The sequence below is a fragment of the Bacteriovorax sp. HI3 genome (genome assembly GCF_059738875.1).
Genome location: NZ_AP026946.1, coordinates 1,317,071 through 1,341,114, shown reverse-complemented (window position 1 = coordinate 1,341,114; position 24,044 = coordinate 1,317,071). Strand labels below are relative to the sequence as shown.

At 41.8% G+C, this 24,044-nt stretch carries 26 protein-coding genes; 16 read left to right on the top strand and 10 right to left on the bottom strand.

From position 1 onward, the window contains the following. Nucleotides 1-22 precede the first annotated feature (22 nt). Nucleotides 23-601: a hypothetical protein gene (locus tag AC6JA8_RS06750; protein ID WP_497976373.1), complete on the top strand. Its 579-nt coding sequence runs from the start codon at nucleotides 23-25 to the stop codon at nucleotides 599-601. On the opposite strand, the gene AC6JA8_RS06745 is transcribed toward AC6JA8_RS06750, so the two are convergent. Then, complete coding sequence (locus AC6JA8_RS06745; protein WP_497976372.1) at nucleotides 590-1,132, bottom strand: DUF1415 domain-containing protein; 543 nt, start codon at nucleotides 1,130-1,132, stop codon at nucleotides 590-592. The genes AC6JA8_RS06750 and AC6JA8_RS06745 overlap by 12 nt on opposite strands. An 84-nt stretch (nucleotides 1,133-1,216) precedes the next feature. Here AC6JA8_RS06745 and AC6JA8_RS06740 point away from each other — a divergent pair, with 84 nt between their 5' ends. The 5 genes from AC6JA8_RS06740 to AC6JA8_RS06720 all read left to right on the top strand — a co-directional run bounded on the left by AC6JA8_RS06740 (nucleotide 1,217) and on the right by AC6JA8_RS06720 (nucleotide 4,857). Further along, entirely contained in the window at nucleotides 1,217-1,477 is a 261-nt protein-coding gene (locus tag AC6JA8_RS06740; RefSeq protein WP_497976371.1) for a hypothetical protein, read from the top strand. Between the two features lie 166 nt (nucleotides 1,478-1,643). Continuing rightward, nucleotides 1,644-2,147 (top strand): hypothetical protein, encoded by a 504-nt coding sequence (locus tag AC6JA8_RS06735; protein WP_497976370.1) that lies wholly within the window; start codon nucleotides 1,644-1,646, stop codon nucleotides 2,145-2,147. A gap of 29 nt (nucleotides 2,148-2,176) precedes the next feature. Then, nucleotides 2,177-3,310, top strand: coding sequence for a Gfo/Idh/MocA family protein (locus AC6JA8_RS06730; protein ID WP_497976369.1), 1,134 nt, complete (start codon nucleotides 2,177-2,179; stop codon nucleotides 3,308-3,310). 18 nt (nucleotides 3,311-3,328) lie between these two features. After that, nucleotides 3,329-3,997 (top strand): YceI family protein, encoded by a 669-nt coding sequence (locus AC6JA8_RS06725; RefSeq protein WP_497976368.1) that lies wholly within the window; start codon nucleotides 3,329-3,331, stop codon nucleotides 3,995-3,997. Between the two features lie 26 nt (nucleotides 3,998-4,023). Next, complete coding sequence (locus AC6JA8_RS06720) at nucleotides 4,024-4,857, top strand: glycosyltransferase family 2 protein (protein ID WP_497976367.1); 834 nt, start codon at nucleotides 4,024-4,026, stop codon at nucleotides 4,855-4,857. Here AC6JA8_RS06720 and AC6JA8_RS06715 read toward each other — a convergent pair. The 3 genes from AC6JA8_RS06715 to AC6JA8_RS06705 form a co-directional block, all read right to left on the bottom strand. Further along, a complete protein-coding gene (locus AC6JA8_RS06715; protein ID WP_497976366.1) occupies nucleotides 4,841-5,797 on the bottom strand; it encodes a hypothetical protein in 957 nt (318 codons plus the stop codon). The two genes, AC6JA8_RS06720 and AC6JA8_RS06715, sit on opposite strands and share 17 nt — an antisense overlap. A gap of 74 nt (nucleotides 5,798-5,871) precedes the next feature. Then, nucleotides 5,872-6,603: a TerC family protein gene (locus tag AC6JA8_RS06710; protein WP_497976365.1), complete on the bottom strand. Its 732-nt coding sequence runs from the start codon at nucleotides 6,601-6,603 to the stop codon at nucleotides 5,872-5,874. A gap of 17 nt (nucleotides 6,604-6,620) precedes the next feature. Next, nucleotides 6,621-6,956: a hypothetical protein gene (locus AC6JA8_RS06705; RefSeq protein ID WP_497976364.1), complete on the bottom strand. Its 336-nt coding sequence runs from the start codon at nucleotides 6,954-6,956 to the stop codon at nucleotides 6,621-6,623. A gap of 109 nt (nucleotides 6,957-7,065) precedes the next feature. Between AC6JA8_RS06705 and AC6JA8_RS06700 the strand changes: the two genes are divergently transcribed. From AC6JA8_RS06700 to AC6JA8_RS06690, 3 genes are all read left to right on the top strand, one after another. Continuing rightward, on the top strand, nucleotides 7,066-8,460 hold the full coding sequence (locus tag AC6JA8_RS06700) for an OmpA family protein (protein WP_497976363.1): 1,395 nt from the start codon (nucleotides 7,066-7,068) through the stop codon (nucleotides 8,458-8,460). Between the two features lie 88 nt (nucleotides 8,461-8,548). Then, nucleotides 8,549-8,839 carry a hypothetical protein gene (locus AC6JA8_RS06695; RefSeq protein WP_133566753.1) on the top strand — a complete coding sequence of 97 codons (291 nt, stop codon included), beginning with the start codon at nucleotides 8,549-8,551 and terminating at the stop codon, nucleotides 8,837-8,839. Nucleotides 8,840-8,910: 71 nt separating this feature from the next. Beyond that, nucleotides 8,911-9,306 carry an MAPEG family protein gene (locus tag AC6JA8_RS06690; RefSeq protein ID WP_497976362.1) on the top strand — a complete coding sequence of 132 codons (396 nt, stop codon included), beginning with the start codon at nucleotides 8,911-8,913 and terminating at the stop codon, nucleotides 9,304-9,306. A 14-nt stretch (nucleotides 9,307-9,320) separates the two neighbouring features. Here AC6JA8_RS06690 and AC6JA8_RS06685 read toward each other — a convergent pair whose 3' ends face one another. After that, on the bottom strand, nucleotides 9,321-10,901 hold the full coding sequence (locus tag AC6JA8_RS06685; protein WP_497976361.1) for a HAMP domain-containing methyl-accepting chemotaxis protein: 1,581 nt from the start codon (nucleotides 10,899-10,901) through the stop codon (nucleotides 9,321-9,323). Between the two features lie 219 nt (nucleotides 10,902-11,120). On the opposite strand from AC6JA8_RS06685, the gene AC6JA8_RS06680 reads away from it, so the two are divergent. The 3 genes from AC6JA8_RS06680 (at nucleotide 11,121) to AC6JA8_RS06670 (ending at nucleotide 14,258) form a co-directional block, all read left to right on the top strand. Further along, on the top strand, nucleotides 11,121-12,377 hold the full coding sequence (locus tag AC6JA8_RS06680; protein ID WP_497976360.1) for a putative DNA modification/repair radical SAM protein: 1,257 nt from the start codon (nucleotides 11,121-11,123) through the stop codon (nucleotides 12,375-12,377). Next, nucleotides 12,378-13,757 carry a UdgX family uracil-DNA binding protein gene (locus AC6JA8_RS06675; protein WP_497976359.1) on the top strand — a complete coding sequence of 460 codons (1,380 nt, stop codon included), beginning with the start codon at nucleotides 12,378-12,380 and terminating at the stop codon, nucleotides 13,755-13,757. A 114-nt stretch (nucleotides 13,758-13,871) separates the two neighbouring features. Then, entirely contained in the window at nucleotides 13,872-14,258 is a 387-nt protein-coding gene (locus tag AC6JA8_RS06670; RefSeq protein ID WP_497976358.1) for a hypothetical protein, read from the top strand. Nucleotides 14,259-14,282: 24 nt separating this feature from the next. Here AC6JA8_RS06670 and AC6JA8_RS06665 read toward each other — a convergent pair whose 3' ends face one another. Both AC6JA8_RS06665 and AC6JA8_RS06660 read right to left on the bottom strand, forming a co-directional pair. Beyond that, nucleotides 14,283-14,807, bottom strand: a complete 525-nt coding sequence (locus AC6JA8_RS06665; protein ID WP_497976357.1) for a hypothetical protein — start codon at nucleotides 14,805-14,807, stop codon at nucleotides 14,283-14,285. 72 nt (nucleotides 14,808-14,879) lie between these two features. Continuing rightward, complete coding sequence (locus tag AC6JA8_RS06660) at nucleotides 14,880-15,635, bottom strand: TIGR02147 family protein (protein ID WP_497976356.1); 756 nt, start codon at nucleotides 15,633-15,635, stop codon at nucleotides 14,880-14,882. Between the two features lie 170 nt (nucleotides 15,636-15,805). Here AC6JA8_RS06660 and AC6JA8_RS06655 point away from each other — a divergent pair, with 170 nt between their 5' ends. The 4 genes from AC6JA8_RS06655 (at nucleotide 15,806) to AC6JA8_RS06640 (ending at nucleotide 20,396) form a co-directional block, all read left to right on the top strand. Continuing rightward, nucleotides 15,806-16,738 (top strand): hypothetical protein, encoded by a 933-nt coding sequence (locus AC6JA8_RS06655; RefSeq protein WP_497976355.1) that lies wholly within the window; start codon nucleotides 15,806-15,808, stop codon nucleotides 16,736-16,738. 13 nt (nucleotides 16,739-16,751) lie between these two features. Beyond that, on the top strand, nucleotides 16,752-18,167 hold the full coding sequence (locus AC6JA8_RS06650) for an IPT/TIG domain-containing protein (protein ID WP_497976354.1): 1,416 nt from the start codon (nucleotides 16,752-16,754) through the stop codon (nucleotides 18,165-18,167). 3 nt (nucleotides 18,168-18,170) lie between these two features. Then, on the top strand, nucleotides 18,171-19,199 hold the full coding sequence (locus tag AC6JA8_RS06645; RefSeq protein WP_497976353.1) for an NHL repeat-containing protein: 1,029 nt from the start codon (nucleotides 18,171-18,173) through the stop codon (nucleotides 19,197-19,199). Nucleotides 19,200-19,262: 63 nt separating this feature from the next. Beyond that, nucleotides 19,263-20,396: an RCC1 domain-containing protein gene (locus AC6JA8_RS06640; RefSeq protein WP_497976352.1), complete on the top strand. Its 1,134-nt coding sequence runs from the start codon at nucleotides 19,263-19,265 to the stop codon at nucleotides 20,394-20,396. On the opposite strand, the gene AC6JA8_RS06635 is transcribed toward AC6JA8_RS06640, so the two are convergent. The 3 genes from AC6JA8_RS06635 to AC6JA8_RS06625 all read right to left on the bottom strand — a co-directional run bounded on the left by AC6JA8_RS06635 (nucleotide 20,393) and on the right by AC6JA8_RS06625 (nucleotide 23,917). Beyond that, on the bottom strand, nucleotides 20,393-21,841 hold the full coding sequence (locus AC6JA8_RS06635; protein ID WP_497976351.1) for a PulJ/GspJ family protein: 1,449 nt from the start codon (nucleotides 21,839-21,841) through the stop codon (nucleotides 20,393-20,395). The genes AC6JA8_RS06640 and AC6JA8_RS06635 overlap by 4 nt on opposite strands. Nucleotides 21,842-21,902: 61 nt before the next feature. Continuing rightward, complete coding sequence (locus AC6JA8_RS06630; RefSeq protein WP_497976350.1) at nucleotides 21,903-22,679, bottom strand: DUF4423 domain-containing protein; 777 nt, start codon at nucleotides 22,677-22,679, stop codon at nucleotides 21,903-21,905. Nucleotides 22,680-22,756: 77 nt separating this feature from the next. After that, complete coding sequence (locus AC6JA8_RS06625; protein WP_497976349.1) at nucleotides 22,757-23,917, bottom strand: serine hydrolase domain-containing protein; 1,161 nt, start codon at nucleotides 23,915-23,917, stop codon at nucleotides 22,757-22,759. Nucleotides 23,918-24,044: the final 127 nt, after the last annotated feature.

Genomic DNA, 24,044 nt, shown 5'->3' with positions numbered 1-24,044 from the left:
AATGTCCATGTAATATACTTACATGGACATTTTTAAAAAATCATTTAATCCACCACAAACATTAACCTCTGAGCGCTTCTGCCTCTTTCCAACGAATCAGTTTTTTAGTGCCTCAGACTTTGAAGCTGTCATGGCCAACAAGGAACTCCTGCGCAACTGGAGTCAGTCGAGCTGGCCGGAAGATGATTTCACTTTAAAACAAAACCACGAAGACTTAAGTCAACACGTTCAGGACAATATCGATCACACGGCTTACGGGTATATGCTCTACTCTCTGGATAAAGAAGTTTGTTATGGAAGCGTGTATGTAAACCCCCTTTCAAAAACTCCCGAGTACTATCACACCACAGAGGCCGAGCGCTCAGTGCTCTTAGCTCATCACGCCCGCATTGACTGCTGGATTATTGAAGATTCATCGGATCTTGAAAAAACGATTCTGATTGAACTGAGAAAGTGGTTTAAAGAGACCTGGAAGATCAATCCCCTTTTTAGCGCCAGAGTTCAACTGGAAAAAAGAATTCAGCTTTACGAAGAATTGGGAATGAAAAAGCAGCTGGATTTAAAAAGCCAGACAAGCGAGATGACTCTTCTACTTTTTTAAGAAATAAAAAAGCTCGTCTAATTTCGCCTTATCCATTTCATGAAGCTTTCGATCATTGTTAAAAGAAATGATCTCACCATCTTTAGGATTTTTAAGCGCGCGGGCGATGTCTTCATTTCTTAAAATATGCAGGACTGGAACAGGCGCGCGATTGACGTAATTGCCGACGTGATCAAAGTCTGTTTCTTCAAAAACAAACTCTGGATGAAAAGCGACTAATTGAAAGACATCACTAAGCTCTGCTTCTTCCAGCATGTATTCAAGATCGCCCACAAAATCATTAAAAACTCTAAAGTCACTTGAGGCATTTGGGTAAGCAATAAGTGTTGTGGAGACTTCAGAGCTCTCGGTTTGGTTTAAATACTCAAGCTCTTCTAAGAAAAACCCCATCTGTTCCTCTTCCGTCGAGTCCTGGCATTCCACCACTCTGATTTGTCCGCGCTCGTAGGGAATGCGGGCAAAGGGGCATAAATCAAGGCCAATAACGATGGTGCGAAGCCAATAGTTTGTGAGAGTTAGGGTATTTTCCATGGAAATAATACTATCATGGCCCAGAGGGGTCGACAAAGTGCATATTCCTATGGCAAAGTGCCCAAAAATCAGAAGGAAAAGACTATGACAGAAGCAATCGTACCTCCACAACCAGCAAAATCTCACCGTGTAACACTAAGTTTAGCGTACCGTGAATCGCGTATGGATAACGTTCTTCTTCAAGCTCTTCGCGACCAAGATGAGAACATGTCTTTAAAAAATATCTCTCGTGGAGCGCTTAAAGATCTTTTCAACAACGGCAAGATTCAAATCAAAGGTCAGCGTGCAAGAACATCTTCAGCGCTAGCAAAAGGTGTGACTTACGTTGATATTTTAGGCTTCTAAAATACTCACCTAAAACAGGCAAAATTCCCTAACTCCATTATTTTTACGCACGTCTTTGAACGTGATTCCTGCACGTTAATTCTGGCATTTCACTTGCTTTCATAACCATAGTTATTCCAATCTTTGAATCTTCGAAAGAATTGGAACACTAACAATGGAGTCTCTTATGAAAAAGGCATTCACGATGTTTGCCCTTTTGTTATTTTCCATCAATGCATTCGCAATCACCGGTAAAGACGACTGGAAAACAATTCGAAAAGAGCGTGACGTTCTCATCGTGCAACCTGCATTTGCCGAGCGCTTTGGGAAAAACGGATTGTTTAATGCTTGTGTCTCGGGCAACGAAATCAGAAGTATTAACCCTGTAAAAAATTGCGTCGCTTACACTCAAGTAGAAAATGACAATCAAAACCAAAACCTCAGTGGATACAAAAACTATAATTGTACTCAGTATAAAGAAGAGTATGTGAGCCTAAATAGACAGCATACAGAAGAGCGCTGTATTCGGTTTGCACCGATTAACGAATATACATCCGGTGAATGTATCGCCTATGGGTCATCGACCGCAGTTTACCCCACAACTTATTCTCTTGCGGTCATTGAGGCCGAAGGCGAAGAGTACGGAACTCATCTCTTCTCAAAAACCTATGCTTTACCTGAATGTGATTAATATAAAACTTTAAAACTGAAGGAGTTTTCATGGAAAAGAAAACGAAGAAGATCCGCTATGGAGTTGTAGGTCTGGGAAACATCGCCCAGTCGGCCGTGCTTCCCGCCTTTAAAAATGCTTCCAGTAACTCTGTGCTCACCACTCTCATTTCAGAGGACAAACAAAAATTAAAAGTCCTCGCTAAAAAGTACAAAGTCCACAGCACTTACCTCTTTGAAGACCTTGAAGAGTGTTTTATGAAAGGAGAGATTGATGCCATCTACATCGCCACTCCTAACGATCACCACCGCCAGATTGTCGAACTTGCGGCCCAATACAAAATCAATGTGCTGTGTGAGAAACCCATGGCCGTCACACTCAATGACTGTCTTTATATGGATCAAGTGGCAAAAAAGCATAATATCAAAATGATGGTTGCTTACCGTCTGCATTTTGAAGCAGCGAACCTGGAAGCAGTCAAGATGTGTAGACAAGGAGCGCTTGGAGACCTGAAGTTTTTTAATTCCTCTTTTAGTTATCAGGTAAAAGATAAAAAAAATATCCGTCTCAATCCAACTTCGGTTGGTGGTGGTGCTCTCTATGATATCGGGATTTATTGTATCAATGCTTCCCGCTATCTATTTCAGGCTGAACCCATAGAAGTCGTAGGTTTTTCAGCAACTAGCGATGACCCGCGTTTTATCAACACCGAAGAGACGACTTCGGCCATCCTTCGTTTTCCCAATGATAAACTGGCCGCTTTCACCGTAAGTTTTGGTGCCTATGATTCTTCTGACTATGAAATCATCGGAGAAAAAGGTCGTATCCGTTTGGAAAATGCCTATGACTACGCCATGCCGATGGAGCTCAGAACTTTTTTACAAACCCGCGGTGGCGAAATGAAAAAGCAGACAAAAAAATATAAAAAGCGCGACCAGTTCTCGGCCGAGCTTCTCTATTTTTCTGACTGTATTATAAAAAACAAAATACCAGAGCCTGGCCCGGTTGAAGGCACGGCCGATGTCAAAATTATCCAGGCGATTTTAGAGTCCATTCATCGCAATCAACCAGTCTCTCTGGACCCGGTTCACAAACAAGTTTACCCAAATCAAAAGCAAAAATTCGTGAGACCTGGAGTGAGAAAAAGAAAACTATTCCACGCGAGCAGTCCAAGTAAAGACTAACATTACACAGGAGATAAAATGTACAGGATCAATAAAACCAGCACGGCCTTTAAAATTTTCGCTGCCCTTTTGGCAGTGATCATTCTTTTTTTTAGTCACCGGGCCTTTGCTATTGAGTATAGAGTTGACCAGGAACACTCGCGCGTGGGCTTCACAATAAAACATATGATGCTGACAAATATCCATGGCCAGTTTAACAATTTTGAAGGGTCTTTTGATTTTGATCCCACTAAAAATCTTATGACGAATGCAAAATTCATAGTGCGTACGGCGAGTCTTAATACTGCCGTAGATAAAAGAGATGAGCATTTAAAAAGTGCTGATTTTTTTGATGTGGAAAAATACCCGACAATGACCTTAGAAAATATCATCATCAAACGTGTGGGAAAAGCGACAGACCCACATAAGTATAAACTGACGGGAGATCTCACTCTTCACGGCAAAACAAAACGAGAAGTGTTTGACTTGGTTTATACCGGAACAAAAAAGGCCAAAACTGGCGAAACCAGAGCGGGCTTTGCGATGACCGGAAAAATCAATCGCATGGATTATGGAATGAACTGGGGCCCTCAGGTTGAGGGTGATGTCATGATTAATAAAGAAGTTTTTATTGAAATTGACGTCTCGGCCATTGAATCAGACACCCGAGTTCCAGGCGGAAACCAAAAACTTTATGAGGCGAAATAACCTCACTTCATGTTATGATGGCGTCTATGCAAATAGACGTCATTATCCCTACTTTTAACCGCGCTCCGGTTTTAATGAGGGCCATTCAAAGTGTCCTCAATCAAACCTACAAGGACTACACACTTCATATTGTCGATGATGGCTCTACCGATGAGACAAGAGACGTGCTGGTTCAACTCCAGTCACACCCAAAGGTTGTTATTCACCGCCAGGAAAACCGCGGCGTCAGTGCCGCTCGAAACTTCGGAGTGAAAAACAGTTCCGCCCCTTACATTTCTTTTTTAGATTCTGACGATGAGTGGGTGCCTGAGAAACTTCAAGTACAGGTCGACTTTTTAAAAAACTCTCCTCACCTCTCTTTCCTTCATAGCGAAGAGGTTTGGGTGAGAAATGGAGTGAGAGTCAACCCTAAACTCAAGCACCAAAAGAGCAACGAAAACCTCTTTACGCGCTCATTAGACTTCTGTTTAATCTCACCTTCTACTGTGATCTTAAGCCGCGACCTCTTTTTGAAGCACAATGGTTTTGATGAGAGTTTTACCGTGTGTGAGGATTACGATCTTTGGCTAAAGATTTTAGCGAATGAAGAAATGGGGTTTATTGAAAAGCCTCTGACGATCAAATACGGCGGGCATGATGACCAGCTCTCAACGAAGTTTGTGGCCATGGATTACTGGAGAATAAAATCTCTTTGCCGATTGATTAAAGAAACTCCTCTTTCTCTAGAGCAGAAAGAACAAGTTAAAAATGTTTTGGAAAAAAAAGCGGCGATCCTTCTAAAAGGCTATGTGAAACATCAAAATCAAAGCGCGCATGATGAAATCAGCGCGCTTTTAAAAGACACTATTTCTTATTTTTAAATTCACCAGTGTACTTAACTTTGCCAATGCCATCTGTGTTAATCATCCACTTGGCCATCTGACGGTACTTAACAACCATATCATCAAGACGGCGTTGGTCTACCGGACAAGTTGTTCCCATCTTCTCTAAACGCGCTTTAAATTTGTCTGCCGTTTTTTGAGTTGGAAACTTTGAGCAGTTAATGGCCTCATCCATCGAATCATCAACATAATTTCTGAAATCGATTTCTTTTACCTGGGCCCATTGATCGTTTTGGCAAGCAATGTACGGCCCGATGTTATGGTCAGCACCCAGGACATCATCACGAAACTGAAGCATATGATTCCACATCCTCATCCCGTTAAAGTTGGCCCCCAGGTCACCATAACTAAATACACCATTGCCGATCTTGTTTCCCCCCAAGAAAAACTTCTCGCCAATGATTCCTTTTTTAACTGCTTTGATTTCGCCTTTTTGGTCCAGATAATTTTTTGTGAAGTAATTAAAACCCTGTCCAAACATGTGCTCTAATTTATCTGTTCCAATAGTCTGATCACCGATTCTCATTACGCCAGACATCGTGATGCCTTTTTTAGCAAAGATGGTAAATCCCATTCCAATCCCATCCCAAATTGTCCAGTCCTGATAAACTGAATCATCAAGCCCGATGATACGTTTTTCAACGTTCGGGTCTTTGAGAATATCAATGATCAACTCGCCAGAGAGATGATTGGCAAAATGACCGCGAAGCGCTTTATAAAGAACTTCTTCTCTACAGCCTTGCCCTTTTGCATTGGCTTCCTGAATTGATTTTACAATAGACGCATTGGCCTTAGCATTGACGATTTCAGCACTGTCTTTAAGTGGTTCATCCCTTCTGCTGTATTGGTCAACTTCTGCACTAAAAACCGATTGTGAAAGTACTGCTAGCCCTATAATGAAGACTTTGGAAAGTCCCATAACACTACCCCTTATATCGCACACCCAAGATTATGAGCGGCAATATAAGGGAAAAGTGTCATTTTAGCACTAGGTTATGAGTTTTTTACAGGGTGTTTGCTTCTGTAGCGAATATTAAGGGATTCAACCAGTAAAGAGAAGGCCATCGCAAAGTAGATGTAACCTTTCGAAACATGTTGTCCCATTGATTCGGCCACTAACATAACCCCAATAAGAATCAGGAAAGACAGAGCAAGGATCTTCACTGTCGGGTGCTTTTCTACGAAAGCACTGATCTTCCCCGCAGAAAGAAGCATGACCACCATCGAGATCACCATGGCCACAACCATGACTCCGACCTGGCTAACCATTCCCACGGCAGTGATAACAGAATCTAAAGAGAAGACAATATCCAGCACCAGAATCTGGGCCAGCATAGCGCCTGCACTCACCTTCTTTTTCGATTTAGCATCTTCAGGAAGAGCGTGCTCAGGGTCTCCTTCAACTTTGTGGTGAATTTCAAAAGTAGACTTGGCAATTAAGAAGAGACCCCCGCCTAATAAAATGAGGTCGCGTCCTGAAAAGTTTTGTCCAAAAATCGCAAAAAGCGGCTCTTTTAAAGTCATGATCCAGCTGATTGAGAATAAAAGTAAAATGCGGATAACGAGCGCAAGGCCAATACCCAGGTTTCTGATCTTGGGTTGCTGCTCAACCGGAAGACGTCCTACAAGAATAGCGATAAAAATGATGTTATCGATTCCCAGAACGATTTCCATGGCCGTTAAAGTGACAAGAGCGATTAACACTTCATTGGTCAGTTCGAACATTGATTTCTCCTAAAAAATTATTGAGCAAGAACACATCTAGTTTCTAAAAGATAATCTCTCGTCCATAGAGTCCATGAAAGAGTGTCTTCTGCTGTTCTTAAATACCCTTCAGCATATGATCTCGATGGCCCTTCAAGGTTGAAGATTTCCAGTTCAAATTTCCCCGCACCTTTATTGTTGATATAGAAAGAAAAATCATCGGCAATCACGTAAGCTGTTTTTGTTTTTGGCTCTACCTTAAATTGCACTTCTGCCACTGTGTCCATATTTACGCTGACAGTACAAAAAAGTTCTTCTGCAAAAACCACATTCGATGTTAACGCCATAACAAGCGCGATAACGAATTTTTTCATAACGAATCCCTCCATGAAATACTAAAGTGTTTTAGACTTTTATTCTATGCGCCGGCATTACCTTTGCAAAGTTGTTTGTTGTGACTTTAACCTTAACAGGAACAAATGCATGACATCACTTTCTAACTTACCAAAAACTCTGCTTTTAGCGACGGTTCTTACCGCAGCAGCAGCATGTAGCTCAAAACCCGTTGTCCAAGATTTCCCCGCAACGGCCAACCCAACTGAGGAAATAACGAACCTGGAAAATGAAGTTAAGACTGCTGAGTCAAATCAGGTCAATGTTCTTTCACCTCGCAACTTTAAGGAAGCCCATGAGGCCCTAGAAGATGCAAAAAAAATGAATATGAAAGGAAAAGATGCTGAGGACACACTTCATCAAGTGGCCCTGGGGAAAGCTTACCTTAATAACGCCAATGCCGTGGCAGAAGTGGCACGCAATAACATTGAAGATGTCATCGCGGCCCGCGAAGCTGCTGTCGTTGCAGGGGCCCCAAGCTACTTTGGAAAAGATTTTAAAAATGCCGACGAAGATTTCACTGACCTTACTAAGGATATCGAAAAAAATAAATTAAGCGACATCCCTAAAGAGCGCTCTGAACTGCAAAAACAATACTTAGATTTAGAGCTAAAAGCGATTAAAGAAAAACACCTTAAAGGAAGCCGTGAAGGAATTAAAACAGCTAAAAAAGAAAAAGCTGAGAAGTATGCTCCTCGAACGCTTGCCATTGCTGAAAAAAGCTATGCCGACACTGAAGCCTACATTACAGCAAACCGCCATAATACATCAGGCATCGAGGCCCGTGCCAAAGAAACCAGTGTCGCTGTTGAGCACGCTGTAAACATTAACCGTATTTCTCAAAATCAAAAAAACCTTCCACCAGAAGAGCTGGCCCTGATGATTGAACAAGAGAAAATGCGAGTTGCAGCAAAAGAAAGTCAACTTGAAACAGTTAATGATGAACTACAAACAACTCAAAGTGCTCTTGATAGACAAAAAGATGCAACAGCTGCTGCTGCTGCTTCTCTTGGGATGACAAAAGAAGCTTATGAAGCACAAAAAAGACTTAACGAAAAATACGAAACAGCTAGAAAAGAATTCGATTCTAGTGAAGCTGAAGTTTACAAACAAGGTGATGCTCTTTTAATCCGCCTAAAAGGAATGGAGTTCCCTAGTTCAAAAGCGACTATCACTGAAAGAAACAAACCATTACTGAACAAAGTTCAAAAAGTCATGGAAGAGTTCGGTTCAAGTTCAGTCACGATTGAAGGACACACCGACTCTGTTGGTGGAAAAAAAGTAAACGACCGCCTTTCTCAAAACCGTGCTCAAGCTGTTAAGGATTACCTGCAGTCTAGTGGTGGAGGAATTGAGAATTCTGCTAAAATTGAAGCTGTGGGTTATGGATACCAAAAACCACTAGCGACTAACAAAACTGCCGATGGTAGAGCACAAAACCGTCGTGTAGATATCGTTATCAAACCTCAAAGCACTGAGCTTTAAGAATAATAACCACGAAAGCCCCGTCCCCACGGGGCTTTTTGGCTAAAAAACCATATCTTCTGCTCTATAAATGCAGTATCATTTATGAATGTCGAAGAAAGCTAAACACAAAAAAAACCTGGACCCATTCACCAACGCCAATGACATTCAGGACATTCAAAAAGGGCTTGTCGACAAGAAAAAAGGCAAACGCACTCCTCAGGAAAAAAACCGCAGAGACCGCCATCAGCAAAAAGAGATTGTCCGTCAATTAACAGATGAACTGGTTCGTCTGTCAGAAAAAGACATTCTTGAAGAGCTTTCAAAAGAAGAAACCAAAGGCCAGGTCAACGAAGTAATCTACACGATCAGACCTGTTAAGAGCAAAGACGACCTATAAGCAGGCCTTTGATTTGCATCTCCTTAATTTAAAATTCTTCAAAAGAAGAATTCCTAAAAAAAGAGAATCCTATGGTTTTATCATCCGAAATGAAAATGTTATTTTACTCGTGTATCCTTGGAATAATCCAACTCTTACTGGCCGCTGCCATGAGCACTAAAGAGCGCGGTCTCCAATGGAATCTCTCTTCCCGAGACAAACCGACTCCCCCCCTTTCGGGAATGGCCGGAAGGCTTGATCGCGCGTTTAAAAATTTTATGGAAACATTTCCTTTTTTTATCGCCTCTACTTTAATTGTTCAAATCACAGGAATGGCAAATGCCACGACGACTCTCGGGGCCCAACTCTACTTCTGGGCAAGACTCATTTATGTACCATTTTATGCTTTTGGCATCATTGGGGCGAGAACTCTGATTTGGGTCGTTTCGTTGGTCGGGTTGCTGATGATTTTCTCAGCACTGCTTTAAAAGGAGAAAAGCGCCTAAGCGCTTTTCTTTCCTTCGATAAATGTATTAAGCCTGATAACCAATCCACGGAAATCATCAACCTGATCACCTAAGTGATTGGCCGATTCGCGGGCCAGCTGTGAAGCCGAACTATTTTGGTGAGAAGCACTATCGATCTCACTCATCGCTTTTGTAATCTCTCTGATACTCTGAGACTGCTCGATGCTGGCCGATGAAATTTCATTCACCATGATATTGACATTATTTACGTGAGAGATAATTTCATCAAGGGCCTCACTGCACTTTTGTGCCGTCTCTGTTCCTGTGATGACTCTATCCTTACTGGCCTCCATCAAAGTGCTAATGCGCTTTTTTGAATGCTCAACTGTCGCTTCAACCTGACGGATACTGTTTTCCAAAAGATCAGTAATCTCTTTAGCTGAGTTCCCACTCATGGCGGCCAGGTTTCCAACTTCCTCAGCAACAACTGCGAATCCTTTTCCATGCTCTCCAGCTCTCGCAGCTTCAACAGAAGCGTTGAAAGAAAGAAGTTTTGTCTGGAAAACAATTTCATTAATAACTTTAGTTTTAGCTCCAATCTCATTAATGATTGTTACGATTCCACTGATTTCTTTATTGCTGTTTTCAATTTCATCTTTAATTTCAATAATACTTGCTGAGATATCATCAATGGCCTTCATCACATTTTCAACGGCCACTTTCCCAACGTGAACACTCTCTTTGCTGTGCTCAGAAACTTCAGCTGATTTTTTAGCGTTGTCTGCGTTGCTGACAACACTCGCGCTCGTTTCTTCAACCGCAGCCGTTGTCTGTTGCAACGCCGCTGCCTGCTGAGTGATACTCGCAGATAAACTTGTGCTTGCCGTGTTAATTTCATTTGTAAAAGAAGCAATTTTATCAGAGCCCTCATTTAAGCTGTCAGAAATCTCATGCAGTAATTTTGAAATCGATTGAGCGAAGAAATAACCCACAATAAAACCACAGAGAATACCACCAATCATAATTGTATTTTGTAGATGCTTAATCAAGCTGGCCTCTTCCATTCCTTTAGCAATCCACTTATTGGCATTATTTTCATGAAAAGTAACAAGAGCAAGAATACTCTTGTTATAGGCTGCCGCCGCTTCCGGACAGTCCTTTAAAAAGATGGCCAGGATTTTAGCCTTATCTTCAGCCGTCCCTGATTTTTGAAGTGCCAATACTCTAGTCCCGATACTTTTAAAATCCGTCCAGTCTTTTTCAACCTGTGCATAGATCTCTTTTTCACCAGGAGAAAAAGGTGTTTCCCTGTAGTGTTTATTCTCTTTTTCATACATCCCAATGAGATCCAACACTGTTTGCACCGATGCATCTTCCTCTGCTTTTGAAATACCTGGAAGTCCCAATGTCCTCAGCGCAATTCTGATCTTGCTGTAATACAGATACATATTATCTGCTGACTTAATATTGGGGATGCTCACGGTTGAAAGTTTATCAAGACTTTCATCCATTTTGTTAATGCCCCAGTAGCTCACGGCCCCTACGACAACAGTAAAAAAGAGCAGCGTTCCGCATAGAAAAAGCAGCTTAGTTCTCAATCCCAAAGTATTCCACATGACCAAACTCCTGTTTAAAAATTAGCCAAAATAGTTCGTAATACTTTTCGATAGTTTTTAAGGTTCTCTTTAGGTTATTCGTCTAAGAATCTCTAAACAGGATTAGGCGAAGGTTAGACAAGATTGTTTTGCATGCCTAACTTGTCAATTTTATAGACAAAATACAACTTACGCAAAATTTACGCTTTTCTTTTTTGGAAATCTGATTAGCATCAAGACATGGAACTAAAAGACAAAATTTCAATTCTCGCCGACGCCGCCAAATACGATGCTTCATGTGCTTCAAGTGGTGCTTACAGAAAAGCGGCACGCGGTGGAATCGGAAACTTAGAAGGCTCAGGAATCTGCCATAGCTTCACCCCTGATGGAAGATGCGTGTCTCTTTTAAAAATTCTTTTAACTAACTTTTGTATCTACGACTGCAGCTACTGCGTGAATCGCATCTCGAGCCAAATTAAGCGCGCGAAGTTTTCTGTGGATGAAATTGTAAACCTCACAATGGATTTCTACAGAAGAAATTATGTCGAAGGCCTTTTCTTAAGTTCGGGCGTTGCCAGAAGTTCAGATGAGACGATGGAGGAAATGATTGAAGTGGCCCGCCGCCTTCGCGTCGATCACAAGTTCGGCGGCTACATTCACTTAAAGGCCGTTGCTGGTTGTTCACAAGAACTTTTAAATAAAGCAGGTCTCTATGCAGACCGCTTAAGTGCCAATATTGAGCTTCCAACCCCAAAAGACTTGACCAATCTTGCTCCAGCTAAAACACACACTGAGATTGAAAAATCAATGGAGCAGATTCAAGGTCGCATTGTGGAGAATATCGAGGAGAAAAAACTTTTTAAGAAAGCTCCTCAATATTCTCCTGGAGGACAAAGCACACAGATGATTGTTGGAGCGACAAAAAGCACTGACAGAGACATCATGACTAAAGCTTCAGACCTGTATGGGAACTATCAATTAAAGCGCGTTTACTACAGCGCCTTTAGTCCGATTCCAGACAGTGACCCAAATCTTCCGTTAGTAAAACCACCAATGATCCGCGAGCACCGTTTGTATCAAACAGACTGGCTACTGCGCTTCTATGGTTTTAAAGTGGATGAAGTCCTGCCGACTGATCATCCAGAGCTTGATTTAGAGCGCGACCCGAAACTTTCGTGGGCCATTAGAAACCGCGGAACATTTCCAGTCGATTTAAATTCAGCGCCAAAACATATTCTCCTGCGTATCCCGGGCCTGGGTGTTCGCAATGTAGATAAAATCCTAGCGACCAGAACCTTCCAGAAAATTCGTCTAACTGATCTGGCGAAGATGCGCGTGCATTTAGACAAAATCAGGCCATATGTAGTCACAGCTGATTACACCCCTCCACTATCTCAGCTAGACTCACTACATTTTGGCAAGCACCAGGGCCCGGAGACTCACGTACAACTCGACTTATTTTCGAGTTTCAAAGAAAGCGTGACAGGAGAATTTTAATTGAAAGTAGCCACAATCGAACCGACATTTGATTCGTGGAGAACATACGCAAGGAGTCTTTTGAGTGAGAAAGTTCATTACGACGACATTGTTTGGAAAACTTCTGGTACTGGATCTTTGTTTGATCTTATGTCAGCTGATCATCGACCATCATCTGCTCAGCTAAGTATCCCGCAAAGTTTTATGCAGGATGCGGCCTTTGTCTCGGCCTTTAGAGATGATACAACGTGGGCCTTGTTATACAGGCTCGCCTTTCGCTTAATTTATGAAAACAAACACCTCATGAGTGTTGCTCTCGATACAGACGTGCTCGATTTTCATAGACGTATGAGACTCGTCAGCCGTGATTTGCACAAAGTAAAAGCTTTTGTCAGATTTAAGGAGATTAAACAAAATGACGAATCAATTTACATGGCTTGGCACCGTCCTGATCATCGTGTGCTTAAATTTTCTGCTCCATTTTTTACAGATCGCTTTAACGGCATGAACTGGGTCATCTTCACGGAAGATGAATCTATGAGCTGGATAGACAACCAACTTACTTTCGGGCCTGGAATCACACAACAGGAAGCCCTGGCATTCGATCACACGGAGGAACTATGGAAAACGTATTATGGCTCCATCTTCAATCCCGCACGAATCAAAGTAAAGGCGATGAAAAAAGAATTACCGGTCCGCCACTGGGCGACTCTCCCGGAGGCCTCAATTATTGATGACCTTCTAAGAGAGGCACCAAAACGCTTGGAAGAATTTTACGAATCACAAAGAGCATCGGCAGTGAGCCTAATCAACGAAAGTGTTAGCTCTCTTTCAGAATTGAAAGCCGCTATCAAGAGCTGTGCTGCCTGCTCTATTTGTCACAAAGCAACTGCTCCGGTCTTTGGCGAGGGGCCAGAGAACGCGGAGATTGTTTTTGTTGGTGAGCAACCTGGAAATGAAGAGGACATGGCCGGATCACCTTTTATTGGTCCCGCCGGAAAACTTTTTATGGACGCGCTTGATAAGGCGGACATCAAGCGTAGCAATGTCTACCTCACCAATGCTGTTAAAGGTTTCAAATGGAAGGAACACGATGGGATGAGAAAACACGTCAGTCCTTCTTCTTTTGAAATTTCGGCCTGCAGGGCCTGGGTAAAATCAGAATTAGAGCTGATAAAACCACGCGTTCTTGTTTGCCTGGGGGCAAGTGCCGCCCAATCGGTTTTTGGAAAGTTAATGAAAGTGCACGACTCTCATGGAAAAGTTTTTAAAACGGCTTTTTGTGATCAGACAATTATTCTCCCCCATCCTTCGGCCATTTTGCGCACGCAAGACTCAGAAGAAAAAATGCGCCTGCAAACTCAATTCATCGGGGACATCATGGCCTTGAGAAATATTTGAGAAAAATTTCATAAAATGACTAACGAATGTTTAGCTTTCGTTGAGTGGTAAATTCCCTAGGAAAACGATAAAATAAGAGGGTCCGACTAAGGGACGTGTAACAAGGATGTTCCAATGATGAAATCGTTTGTCGCTCTCTTATTTTCCACTTTGCTCGTAAGCTCATGCTCTTCAACACCATCCAGACCAGAGCTCTATCCCAATCAAACGGCCAAAGACCGCGGTCCAGAAAATTCAAAACAAGACATTGATGAATGCTTAAAAGAAGCAGAAGCTTACCTAAAAACACCTGAAGGCAAAAAACTTAAAGATACCATTGATCCAGGAAGCGTCAGCACCTCTATTGGTTTTGGATTTGGAACCGGAGGCTCAGGGATCGGTTTAGGTGTAGGAACAGGCGGTGGCAGGTCGCGCTTATCCGGAGAGGAACAAGTCAGAAGAAACTTTACCAATCAATGCCTAGTGAACAAAGGCTATCAAGTGGTCGGTTGGAAAAATTAATTTCCCAACCGAATACTCTTAAATTTAGAATGGAAAAAATGAAGTTTCGGCAAAGACACTGAGCTTTTCCAGAGCATCGCTCGGTCCATTATAAACCTTAAGCTCTCTTGGTGTTGCATCGTAAATATCATAATCAATCAAAGTCAGCGTCCCGCTCTTATTTTCAAACACAATATTTAATCTAAATGTACTTGAATCTGGAGTATCTATTCTTTGAGTGATGAAACCGTAAACGTTCTTAAAAGAGCTCGATCCTTTTTCTGTGACAAAGATACGCGAAAGAATCACATCATCTCCAGACGCTTCCAATAAAGCGGCCAGAGTTTTATCGCTGACTTTTTTTGATGCTTCCAGTTTGTAAGGAAGAGTGTTGCTTCCTTCTGAATCAATCACCTGGATATGGGCCAGGTTAATGATCCTCATGGATTTATCGTTAAGATACCTTGAACTTGCCACCTCACGATTGGGCGTTTCGGCCAATTTTGGAGTCGGGGCCATTTGTGAACAACTCACAAGCCCCAGAAGAAATAAAAGAGTAAACATTTTCATAAAATCCCCCTGATAATGCCTTATCGACATTACTTCTGCCTTTGGTAGTGTGTCTTTTTATTTGACCACACTTTATTTGGTCATGGGGAAGATGGAGAAATCAATCTCGTAAATGCTGTCCTTCTTTTTGCTCTTTTTTTCCATGCGAGTGCCCAGCTCATAGACAAAATCTTGCATCTCTTTATTGATTTCCGGAATAAGTTCAGAATCGATGGCCGTCACCATTACATGATAAGCGCGGGATTTTGACGGTAATTTATCTACTGTTTCATAGTAGCGCTCAAAAACATTACGCCAGCGTTTTTTCGAAGCTGCGATATAGGCCTTTGGGTCTTCAGAAACGACTCTGAATCCATTGCCGACCTCGTGGGAAGCTCGTATTGAATCATCTCCCCCTCTGACAAGAATCCCGAGATTCAAAAGAATCTCAAGCATCTCTTTAGTCTCCTGCAGAGTAATGCCCAATTTTTTGGCCATCCATTTAGGATCTGACTTATAGCCGTCGAGTTTAGGAAGCTCAGTCATCACAAAAGCATACCAATCAGAACACACTCTCAATTCATTATTCGTGATATTCTTTATACCATAGCCTTCTTCACGCTCCAGCTCCTTTGCAAACTGGCGGTATTCAGCATCAGTCACTCCTGTCAAAACAGAGAGACGATTTAACATTTTAAGCGTCAGTGGAATTTTACGGCGCAGGATTTTTGAAAGCAAAGAAGGTTCAATACCTAAGTCTCTGGCATAGGCCCTCAATGAATAACGGTCATTAATCTTCTTTCGTCGACCGAATTCTTCGTCTAGCTTTTCGATGAAACTTTTTTTCATCCAGACTTCATATTAAAGAGCAGTACTTTTTACAACCCCCTATGCTTTTTTTACAGGGACGCAGAAACCGTGTCATTTCCATTTTACACACGCTCCTCTTCATTAAGAACAAGACTTCAAAACCGATAATCAATATATGACAGATTATGACCAGTTAGGAATGGAAGACAATGAAAACGAATAAGATACTTTTTCTCATTAGCTTTGTTCCACTTGCCGGGAGTGCGGCGGGAGTCGCCTATCAGGTCAAGGAAGGCGAGAGCCTTTCAGAAATTCTCTACAAACATAATCTTAAACCTCTTTATGGTAAGAACAATTACATTCAGCAGACTCTCAAACTAAACCAGGAAAAAATTCAAGACCGGGGAAATCTCATCTTTAAAGGACATTACATCCTTCTGCCAGTCAATCCAAATGATGCCTCTGTTGAATCTCCTTCCATCCCCCAGGAAGTAGTAGAGAATAAAATAGGCAAAGAGGACAAGAATCCTGTTGGATACCATATCATAATGGGTGTTGGAACCTATATTTCTCATCTCGACGGCATGACAAACAATTCATCTAGTAAAGGAAAACTGACTTCATCTCTTAATTATCAAGTCTCTCTTCAAGGTGAGGTGAAAAAAACCGATCATTCCATTTTTTTGCGCACCCAATATGACCAATTAAAATTTCAAAACTCTCTTTGGTCATCCCGTAAAAAAAACCTTAATACTTTTGAGATTGCTCTAGGGGCCAAAAGAGATTTTTCTTATTACACACTCTCAGGTGAAGTGAGTTACTCACAAATGCCCGGATTCAAGGCCATCACCAAACATGAAATTTCAATTAAAACCTTGTGGATGCCCGCCTTAAAAATGCAAATCGCACACAAGTTCATGGATCTTGACGACCTTTCACTTGGTGCTAATTTTTTCTCTGGTATGACATTTCCTAAGAAGACGACTTCGCTGTCTCCTCTCTATGGTGGAGGCATTTATCTTGAATCAGAAAATATCAGTAGTAATTTTTTTCTTCAGAAAAGAATAATCAAAGACAATGCCAGTAAAGTGGAACAACAAAATGCAGGGCTCGGTATTCAATATCGCTTAACCTTCCCTTGAAAGGAATATATATATGCGCTCCTGGATTTTCTATATCTTTTCTTTAATGCTTGTATCATGTATACAGCCTAAAATTTCTATAGACTCTGAAGCGACCGCAATCCCAGATCAATCGCCATCTCCTGCACAGGAGCAACCTTCCGATCCTGTTGTAGCTAATACACTTTATCCAAAATCCATTTTCATTGGTGGAGGCGCCCGGCTAGTGATTCGTTCACAGGATTTAAGTTCAGTCACTCAAGTAAAAGTTGATAGCGCAACTTGTGGCCCACTTACACATGTTAATAAAACCACTCTTCACTGTAGTGCCCCATCTGCCAACGTGGAAAAGACGGTTGATGTTGAAGTTTTTGCAGGCAGCACACTTCTGCTAAAATTTCCGGGGGAATTGACATACACTTCTCATGATTTTACCCAAATTAGTCTCTTTAGTGGAACGCTCTCAAATTCTGGTTACAAAAATGGCATAGGCACTAATGCCGCTTTCAATCTTCCATCAACCCTTATTATTCATGATGGTTTTATGTATATCAGCGACACTGGAAATCATGTCATCCGAAAAATGAATATGTCGACCAAAGAAGTTGTCGATTTTGTTGGAATGAAAAACTCTCCCGGATACGTCGATGATACAGGTCTAAATGCAAAGTTTTATCACCCAATGGGAATGGTCATCGTTGGCAACGATCTCTATCTTGCCGACAATGGCAATTGCAAAGTCAGAAAGATTGACTTGCAAACAAAAAATGTCACGACGATTGCCGGAAAAAATAAAGCATGCGAAGAAGAGACCTCTGAGGATGCAGTCGATGGGAATGAAGCAAGACTCCTAAACATTACCGGGTTAGTTACAGATGGTTCATATCTTTACCCAAGTGGAGAAACGTCTATTTTTCGCAGAATTGCTTTAACTGGCCTTCACAGTGTAGAAACCATGACTGTCACAACGTCTGGGACAGGAAGTTACGCCAATGCCCTCAGTATGGTTTACGACAGTGATATTTTTTATCTCGTTAACTTAGGAATCTATTATGACATCGGAAAGATTGATCGGAGCTCAGGTGCATACCAATGGGATCGCCTTGCTGGAGGTGTCGCTACCGGCTCAAGTGATGGCATCGGTACAGCGGCCTCTTTCAATCAGGCCAGTGGAATCGCCAAGCTAGGTGACGATCTCTATATTAGCGACAGCCGAAACAATACCATCAGAAAACTCTCTCTCTCAACCAGGCAAGTAACGACGGTAGCAGGCTCTAGTTCTGCTATGGGAAATAGTGATGGAATAGGCTCTGGTGCTCTACTAAATCGTCCGGCCGGAATCATTGCTTATAATGGGCTTTTGTATTTTGCTTCTGTTGGAAGCCACAATATCAAAGAACTTAATCCGGTTACTTTAGAGGTTAAAACGATTGCAGGAAAAAAGGAGTAAGATGTGAATGGAAAAACCCCTTATCTTTTAGTTCTTGTACTACTTATAACTTACGGATGTGAATTCTCCAGCATGATCACAGAAAAATTATTTCTTCTCGATAGTTCACAGACCTCTTCTCTCGCTTCAGACAACCAGCAATATCTTTATCGCTCAATTAGATATTCCTATGTAATCACTTCCACCAATAATCGCAACATTGAAAGAATTGACCTGGCAACAGGTGAAGCGACAACCATTGCCGGCAATAATTTAACAACTCAAACAGATGGGATCGGTCTGGCCGCAAGTTTCTCCAACATTACTGACATAGTCTACATCGAAGGGTCTCCCGGAATGCTCTATATTGCAGAACCATGCAAAATCCGAAGATTGAATACACAGACACTACAAGTTTCAACGGTCGTCGGAAACAACACCTGTAGTAACACCAATGGCACTGGCACATCAGCAAGACTAAACGGAGTAAAAGCACTCGCAGCTTCAGGGAATACTCTCTACGTGGCCTCTGCCAATTACATTAAGCAAGTGTCATTAAACAATTTTGCTGTCACTAATTTCGTTGGAAACAATACTGGAAGTGGGTATGTTGATGCTATCGGCGACAATGCCTATTTAAACGATATTGTTTCCCTGACAGCAATGAATGGAAAACTTTATATCGCAGAAATCGGCAACCAACTTATCCGAACTGCTGACATCTCAACTAAAGAAGTAACAACTCTTATTGGAAACGCCAATACGATTGGACAACAAGATGGAACAACGCTGGCAACTTTTAACTTCACTCCATCGACTAGACTCACAAACGATGGTGAGAAAACTCTCTTTTTAACAGAACTCAATAAAGTGAGAAAAGTTCTCAATGAGCAAATTCCTGAAGTCATCACTATAAACCAGCAAGGGGCCGAAGCTCAGGACATTGACGGGGATTTAAGCTCTGAGGCAAAAGTTTATTATCCTTCAGGTATAGTCTATACGGCTTTTGGACTTTTTCTCTCAAACCGTTACGGAGTCAGAGTTATGCGATAAAAAATTCGTGTTTTTGATTTTTTACACATTTTAGAAATGGCCTGCAATTGACGAAAAAAAAGCATGAAAAATATATTTCAAATTCTTCTCATCTGCTTATGTATGATCTCCTGTACTAAAACGGGGCTAAAATTCAAGAAAAAAAACAAATCAACATCATTTGTCATTACTACACCATTGAGTGCAGGATCCCGCTACACATGCGCACTCAACAGTCTTGGTACCTTGAAGTGTTGGGGAAGGAACAATCAAAAACAACTTGGTCTACCGGACACCAATACGGATTACATTTCTCCCACAGAAGTCATGAAAGGAGCACGCTTTAGTTCTATCAGCGCAGGATACTACCTTACCTGCGGAATCGTTTATCCACAAAAACTCTATTGCTGGGGTTCGGGAGATATTGGCAATGGCACCGATGAAAGTAACTCTCCCCCCGTTGCAGTTAATCCAGAGGAAAGCTATATAGATGTTTCAGTCGGCTTTTACATGGCCTGCGCTATTACTCATAAAAATCAATTAAAGTGCTGGGGAACAAACAATGACAATCAACTGGGTAATGGAAGTGCTAATCACGAAAATAGGCCAGTCCATATAGATGTCAATGAAAAATATGTGAAGGTCTCTAGTGGTAAATACTTTGCCTGCGCGCTGACGACCTCAAACAAGATAAAATGTTGGGGCAAAGTTTTAGGAGACGTTTCTTATAACACAACTCCTCAACTCATCAGCAATGAATCTTTTAAAACTCTCTCTAGTGGTGTTGACCATGCATGTGCGGTCACTATTGATGATGAATTAAAATGCTGGGGAGAAAATACTTACTATCAATTAGGTGCTGGCTCCAATGAATACGTTATCTATATGTCACCAACTTTAATTGACTCTCACAATAAGTATAAAACAGTGACGTCGGCCAAGCAGCACACGTGCGCCATTACGACCAACAATGAACTCAAGTGCTGGGGGTGGAATAGTCAGGGAATTCTTGGAGATGGCACTGAAGTAGAGCGCTATGAACCAACAACTATTGACTCAGGAGTTAGTTACATTTATGCCTCCGCCTTAGACAATCATACATGCGCACTCACCACTCAGTATCAATTAAAATGCTGGGGAGTAAATAGCTCTGGAGAATTAGGCTATACACCTGAAGATTATATGGAGATGAGATCCCCACACCTGGTTGAGTTTTAATTGGCACAACAGAGATGGGCAACTTGTCTGGCCTGGGCATTAAAATAAGAATACCCTCCACCACATCCGTAATCTAGAATCTCACTTCCTGACCAGTCCTTATCTTTGGTATCAGACTTTCCACCATAATAAGGATAATTTCCGCCACAGCTTCTACACATTCGGCATCCGCCCCCACCACTGGCCGCTTTCCATGAGCCCCCATAACAGGACATTAATTTTCCCTGCGTACTCAAAGCAATATTACCATCGTTTGCATTGCAAGCTGCACCCTCTGCGTATGTTGGCGCTATAAAGCCTTTTGCTTTTTCACATGTCACGCTTCCATCATTTTTTACGGCCACGACAACTTCACCAGTAGCACAGTTAGTCCCGGCCCCTTTGTTTACACAACTAGGAGTTCCGGCATTGATAGATTGAATCACCTGCCCTGAGGGACAAACTGAATTTGCGTTATTAGGAAGAATGGAACAAGTTACCGTCCCGTCGGAGTTGACCTGTGAGACGTATTCATTTGTAGGGCACGTGTTTGTTGGATAAGGTCGACATATAGGATTGTTGCTTGAATCAAGCCCTGCAAAATAATGATTACCAGAACACTGCAAACTTTTACAATTTGGGGATCCATCTGCTTTAACTCCAATTTGCGTCTGCCCATTACTGCAACTTATGTTGGCCAGAGCGAGGTTTTCTATTTTTTGGCAATGTCCTGAAGTGCAAAAGCGTGCGGCACTTACATCTCCACTAAATTGCCCGGTCGCGCCTGAGATATTACCGGTTACATTTCCATTTAAATTTCCAGTGACATTACCAGTAAAACTCCCTTTGAATTCAGGTGCATTTAATACACCGGTCATCGTATCTCCACTCTTTAAAACGTATTGAGGATACTGACAATTGCTTCCTGTCCATGTTCCTCCTGAACTTAAACACGACTGTTGTATAATGGAGTCGACATCAGCAAAACACTCACTGATAAGTCCTGATGCTGAAGGTGATTTCACTCTCAAAGGAATATTGGCGCTCAAAATTGTAGAGTTATTTAAAATTTGCTTCATACGCTGGAATGAAACATTGAGATGAATCATTCTGGTGTTGTCACTAAAAGGCTGGGCCAGGTCAAGAGTTTTAAAACTTGTGATCTTTAAAGCATTGTTGCCGTAAACTTTATTAACCTCATATAAGACATTATTCGATGAGCTTTTAATTTGAGTGAGAGCTTGTCCGACATTCTTTCCCGAAAAAGTGTTTTTGCAGGCCTCTCTGTCAGTCAAAATCAAGGCAATAACTCGCCTTAATTCAATTTCTTCCATTTTTGTCTCTGAAGCGGCCTGCCCTTTTTGGATCATACCGTTTACCTTCATGACACTTAAACTTAAGATTCCCAATATCCCCATGGAGATCATAATCTCGGCCAGGGAAAAACCATAATTATTATTCTTCATAAATAAATTATGGCTGCCTATTTATTTTCATCAACTGTGTTTTAAACTAAAAACACGATTACTAATCTTTTGTCAGCGGGAAAAAAACAGCTGCGAGCTCATAAATGTGATCTTTCTTCTTACTCTTTCTTTCCATTTCATCAACAAGCTGACGAGTAAAAGTGCGCAACCTCTCTCTGGCCTCTTCTACTAGTGATGAATCAATGGCGACAGAAAGATTTCGTTGAACTCTTTTGGAAGAAGGTAAATCCTCAATCGCTTCTAATGATTTGTGCACGATTTGTTCCCATCTTCTCTGCAAAAGAAGGCGGTAAGTTTCAGGTTCGTCTGAAATGATCTTTAATCCACTTCCGCAATAATGTGTTGATATTAACTGACCTTTTGGTGTGCGTGTAAGTAACTCCACGGCCAGCAAGCGCTCTATGGCCTTTTGCGCTTCATCCTCTGTGATACCAAGTTTTTTAGCGATCCATTTAGGGTCTGATTGAAAATCCGCTAATGATGTAAGCTCCACGATCGTGAAGTGATACCATTCTTCAATAAGCTTGAATTCTTCATTGCAGAGTTTTTTTATCGGCACATCACTCAAGCGCTGATCAGCACTTTGCCCTTTGATTTGCTCATAAAAATCCTGATAAGTATTTTCATCAAGCCCCAAAGTCTGGGCAAGTCGCTCGAACATTTTTAAGGTTAAAGGGACTTTTCTTCTAATGAGCTTAGATAAAAGAGAAGCTTCAATATTGAGATCGCGGGCAAAGGCCCTAAGCGAATAATAGGAGTTGGCCAGTTGTCTTCTGGATAGTTCAGATTCCAGATAGGAGATAAAGTGTTTTTCCATAAGAAAACTACTATAGATAAATCTAGTTAGTTTTCTCCAGTGTGTTCTTAGCAAAAAACACACTTCGATTTACTCTCTTAGTCATCGTCAGCGTAAACTGCCTTTTTTATGTCGGCCGGAAGCTTCCCGCTCATCCCTTCGACAGCGGTGTTAGTTAAAATAAGCACTGTCAGCTTATTCGTTGGATCAACCCACCATGTGTGCCCCCAAGCACCACCCCACTCATAGCTTCCTTTCCCCATTGGAGACTTGGCCTCGTCGGCATCAGTGAGTACTTTGAATCCTAATGACCATCCCCATCCCGGGCCATCGACATTAAGAGTTCCTACTTGATTCGTTGTCAGTGCTTCATGTGAATTTTTATTCAAAAGAGTTGAACCTATGCGCAGGTCTTCGAAGAATTTTAAAAGATCTGCAGGTGTTCCCACCATTCCCGCCCCACCTGATGGATACGCTTTTTTATCCAACGCTCTTCCTGGCGAGTAGACAATTTCACTGGCCGCAAATTTAAATCTCTCTGTTTCGGCCATACGTTTTGGTTCTGGTTTCGCATCCACATAGGCCGCTGTGAGTTTCCCAGCGTCCTTAGCAAAAAACCCTGAGTCGTTCATTTGCAGAGGTTTTAAAACCTGCTCTTCAATAATCGCCCCTAGATCTTTTTTCTCTACGCGAGTTAAGATTTCTCCTAAGACATCTGTTGCAAGTGAATAACTCCATTGAGTCCCTGGTTTAAAAAGAAGAGGTGCCAGGGCAATGCGCTTGATGTTTTCTTCCAGCGTGATGTCTGCTTTATCCAGACCATCGGAAACGCGGAGTGTGTGATAGGGCCCGTCTTGCACTTCAAAGAATGTATAATTGAGTCCCGCCGTGTGAGTTAACAGATGGCGGATAGTGATTTCTTTATTGAGTTCAGGAATCCACTTTGAAGCAGAGTCATCAATCCTGATTTTTCCCTGATCAATTAGTTTTAAAACAGCGACAGTCACGATGGGCTTGGTAATTGAAGCTAATCTAAAAAGTGAATCCGTCGTCATCGCAGTCTTTGCTTCGCGGTCAGAATAGCCATGCGCCTTATTGTAAACCAGTTTGCCATCGCGGCTAACCAGGACAACGGCGCCTACAATTCGTTTTTCATCCAAACCTAAAGTAATGGCCTTATCAAGCCTTGACTCCAAGGTATCGGCAAAAGTGTTTTGAAATGAGATGATGATAAGGGCAAAAAAGCTCAGTAGTTTCACGAAAAAAGTTCCTCCAAAAAGCTATATAGTCCTCTTGAAATCCCCTAGCAAAACATTTCGAAATAAGTTTTTTTTATGACTTAGGCACATGGAAGTTATTAAGGGCGCTCAGTTGTATCGGGTTTGG

Coding starts and splice junctions, on each gene's coding strand:
- AC6JA8_RS06750 (WP_497976373.1), top strand. CDS start 23: ATGGACATTTTTAAAAAATCATTTAATCCACCACAAACATTAACCTCT.
- AC6JA8_RS06745 (WP_497976372.1), bottom strand. CDS start 1,132: ATGGAAAATACCCTAACTCTCACAAACTATTGGCTTCGCACCATCGTT.
- AC6JA8_RS06740 (WP_497976371.1), top strand. CDS start 1,217: ATGACAGAAGCAATCGTACCTCCACAACCAGCAAAATCTCACCGTGTA.
- AC6JA8_RS06735 (WP_497976370.1), top strand. CDS start 1,644: ATGAAAAAGGCATTCACGATGTTTGCCCTTTTGTTATTTTCCATCAAT.
- AC6JA8_RS06730 (WP_497976369.1), top strand. CDS start 2,177: ATGGAAAAGAAAACGAAGAAGATCCGCTATGGAGTTGTAGGTCTGGGA.
- AC6JA8_RS06725 (WP_497976368.1), top strand. CDS start 3,329: ATGTACAGGATCAATAAAACCAGCACGGCCTTTAAAATTTTCGCTGCC.
- AC6JA8_RS06720 (WP_497976367.1), top strand. CDS start 4,024: ATGCAAATAGACGTCATTATCCCTACTTTTAACCGCGCTCCGGTTTTA.
- AC6JA8_RS06715 (WP_497976366.1), bottom strand. CDS start 5,797: ATGGGACTTTCCAAAGTCTTCATTATAGGGCTAGCAGTACTTTCACAA.
- AC6JA8_RS06710 (WP_497976365.1), bottom strand. CDS start 6,603: ATGTTCGAACTGACCAATGAAGTGTTAATCGCTCTTGTCACTTTAACG.
- AC6JA8_RS06705 (WP_497976364.1), bottom strand. CDS start 6,956: ATGAAAAAATTCGTTATCGCGCTTGTTATGGCGTTAACATCGAATGTG.
- AC6JA8_RS06700 (WP_497976363.1), top strand. CDS start 7,066: ATGACATCACTTTCTAACTTACCAAAAACTCTGCTTTTAGCGACGGTT.
- AC6JA8_RS06695 (WP_133566753.1), top strand. CDS start 8,549: ATGTCGAAGAAAGCTAAACACAAAAAAAACCTGGACCCATTCACCAAC.
- AC6JA8_RS06690 (WP_497976362.1), top strand. CDS start 8,911: ATGGTTTTATCATCCGAAATGAAAATGTTATTTTACTCGTGTATCCTT.
- AC6JA8_RS06685 (WP_497976361.1), bottom strand. CDS start 10,901: ATGTGGAATACTTTGGGATTGAGAACTAAGCTGCTTTTTCTATGCGGA.
- AC6JA8_RS06680 (WP_497976360.1), top strand. CDS start 11,121: ATGGAACTAAAAGACAAAATTTCAATTCTCGCCGACGCCGCCAAATAC.
- AC6JA8_RS06670 (WP_497976358.1), top strand. CDS start 13,872: ATGATGAAATCGTTTGTCGCTCTCTTATTTTCCACTTTGCTCGTAAGC.
- AC6JA8_RS06665 (WP_497976357.1), bottom strand. CDS start 14,807: ATGAAAATGTTTACTCTTTTATTTCTTCTGGGGCTTGTGAGTTGTTCA.
- AC6JA8_RS06660 (WP_497976356.1), bottom strand. CDS start 15,635: ATGAAAAAAAGTTTCATCGAAAAGCTAGACGAAGAATTCGGTCGACGA.
- AC6JA8_RS06655 (WP_497976355.1), top strand. CDS start 15,806: ATGAAAACGAATAAGATACTTTTTCTCATTAGCTTTGTTCCACTTGCC.
- AC6JA8_RS06650 (WP_497976354.1), top strand. CDS start 16,752: ATGCGCTCCTGGATTTTCTATATCTTTTCTTTAATGCTTGTATCATGT.
- AC6JA8_RS06640 (WP_497976352.1), top strand. CDS start 19,263: ATGAAAAATATATTTCAAATTCTTCTCATCTGCTTATGTATGATCTCC.
- AC6JA8_RS06635 (WP_497976351.1), bottom strand. CDS start 21,841: ATGAAGAATAATAATTATGGTTTTTCCCTGGCCGAGATTATGATCTCC.
- AC6JA8_RS06630 (WP_497976350.1), bottom strand. CDS start 22,679: ATGGAAAAACACTTTATCTCCTATCTGGAATCTGAACTATCCAGAAGA.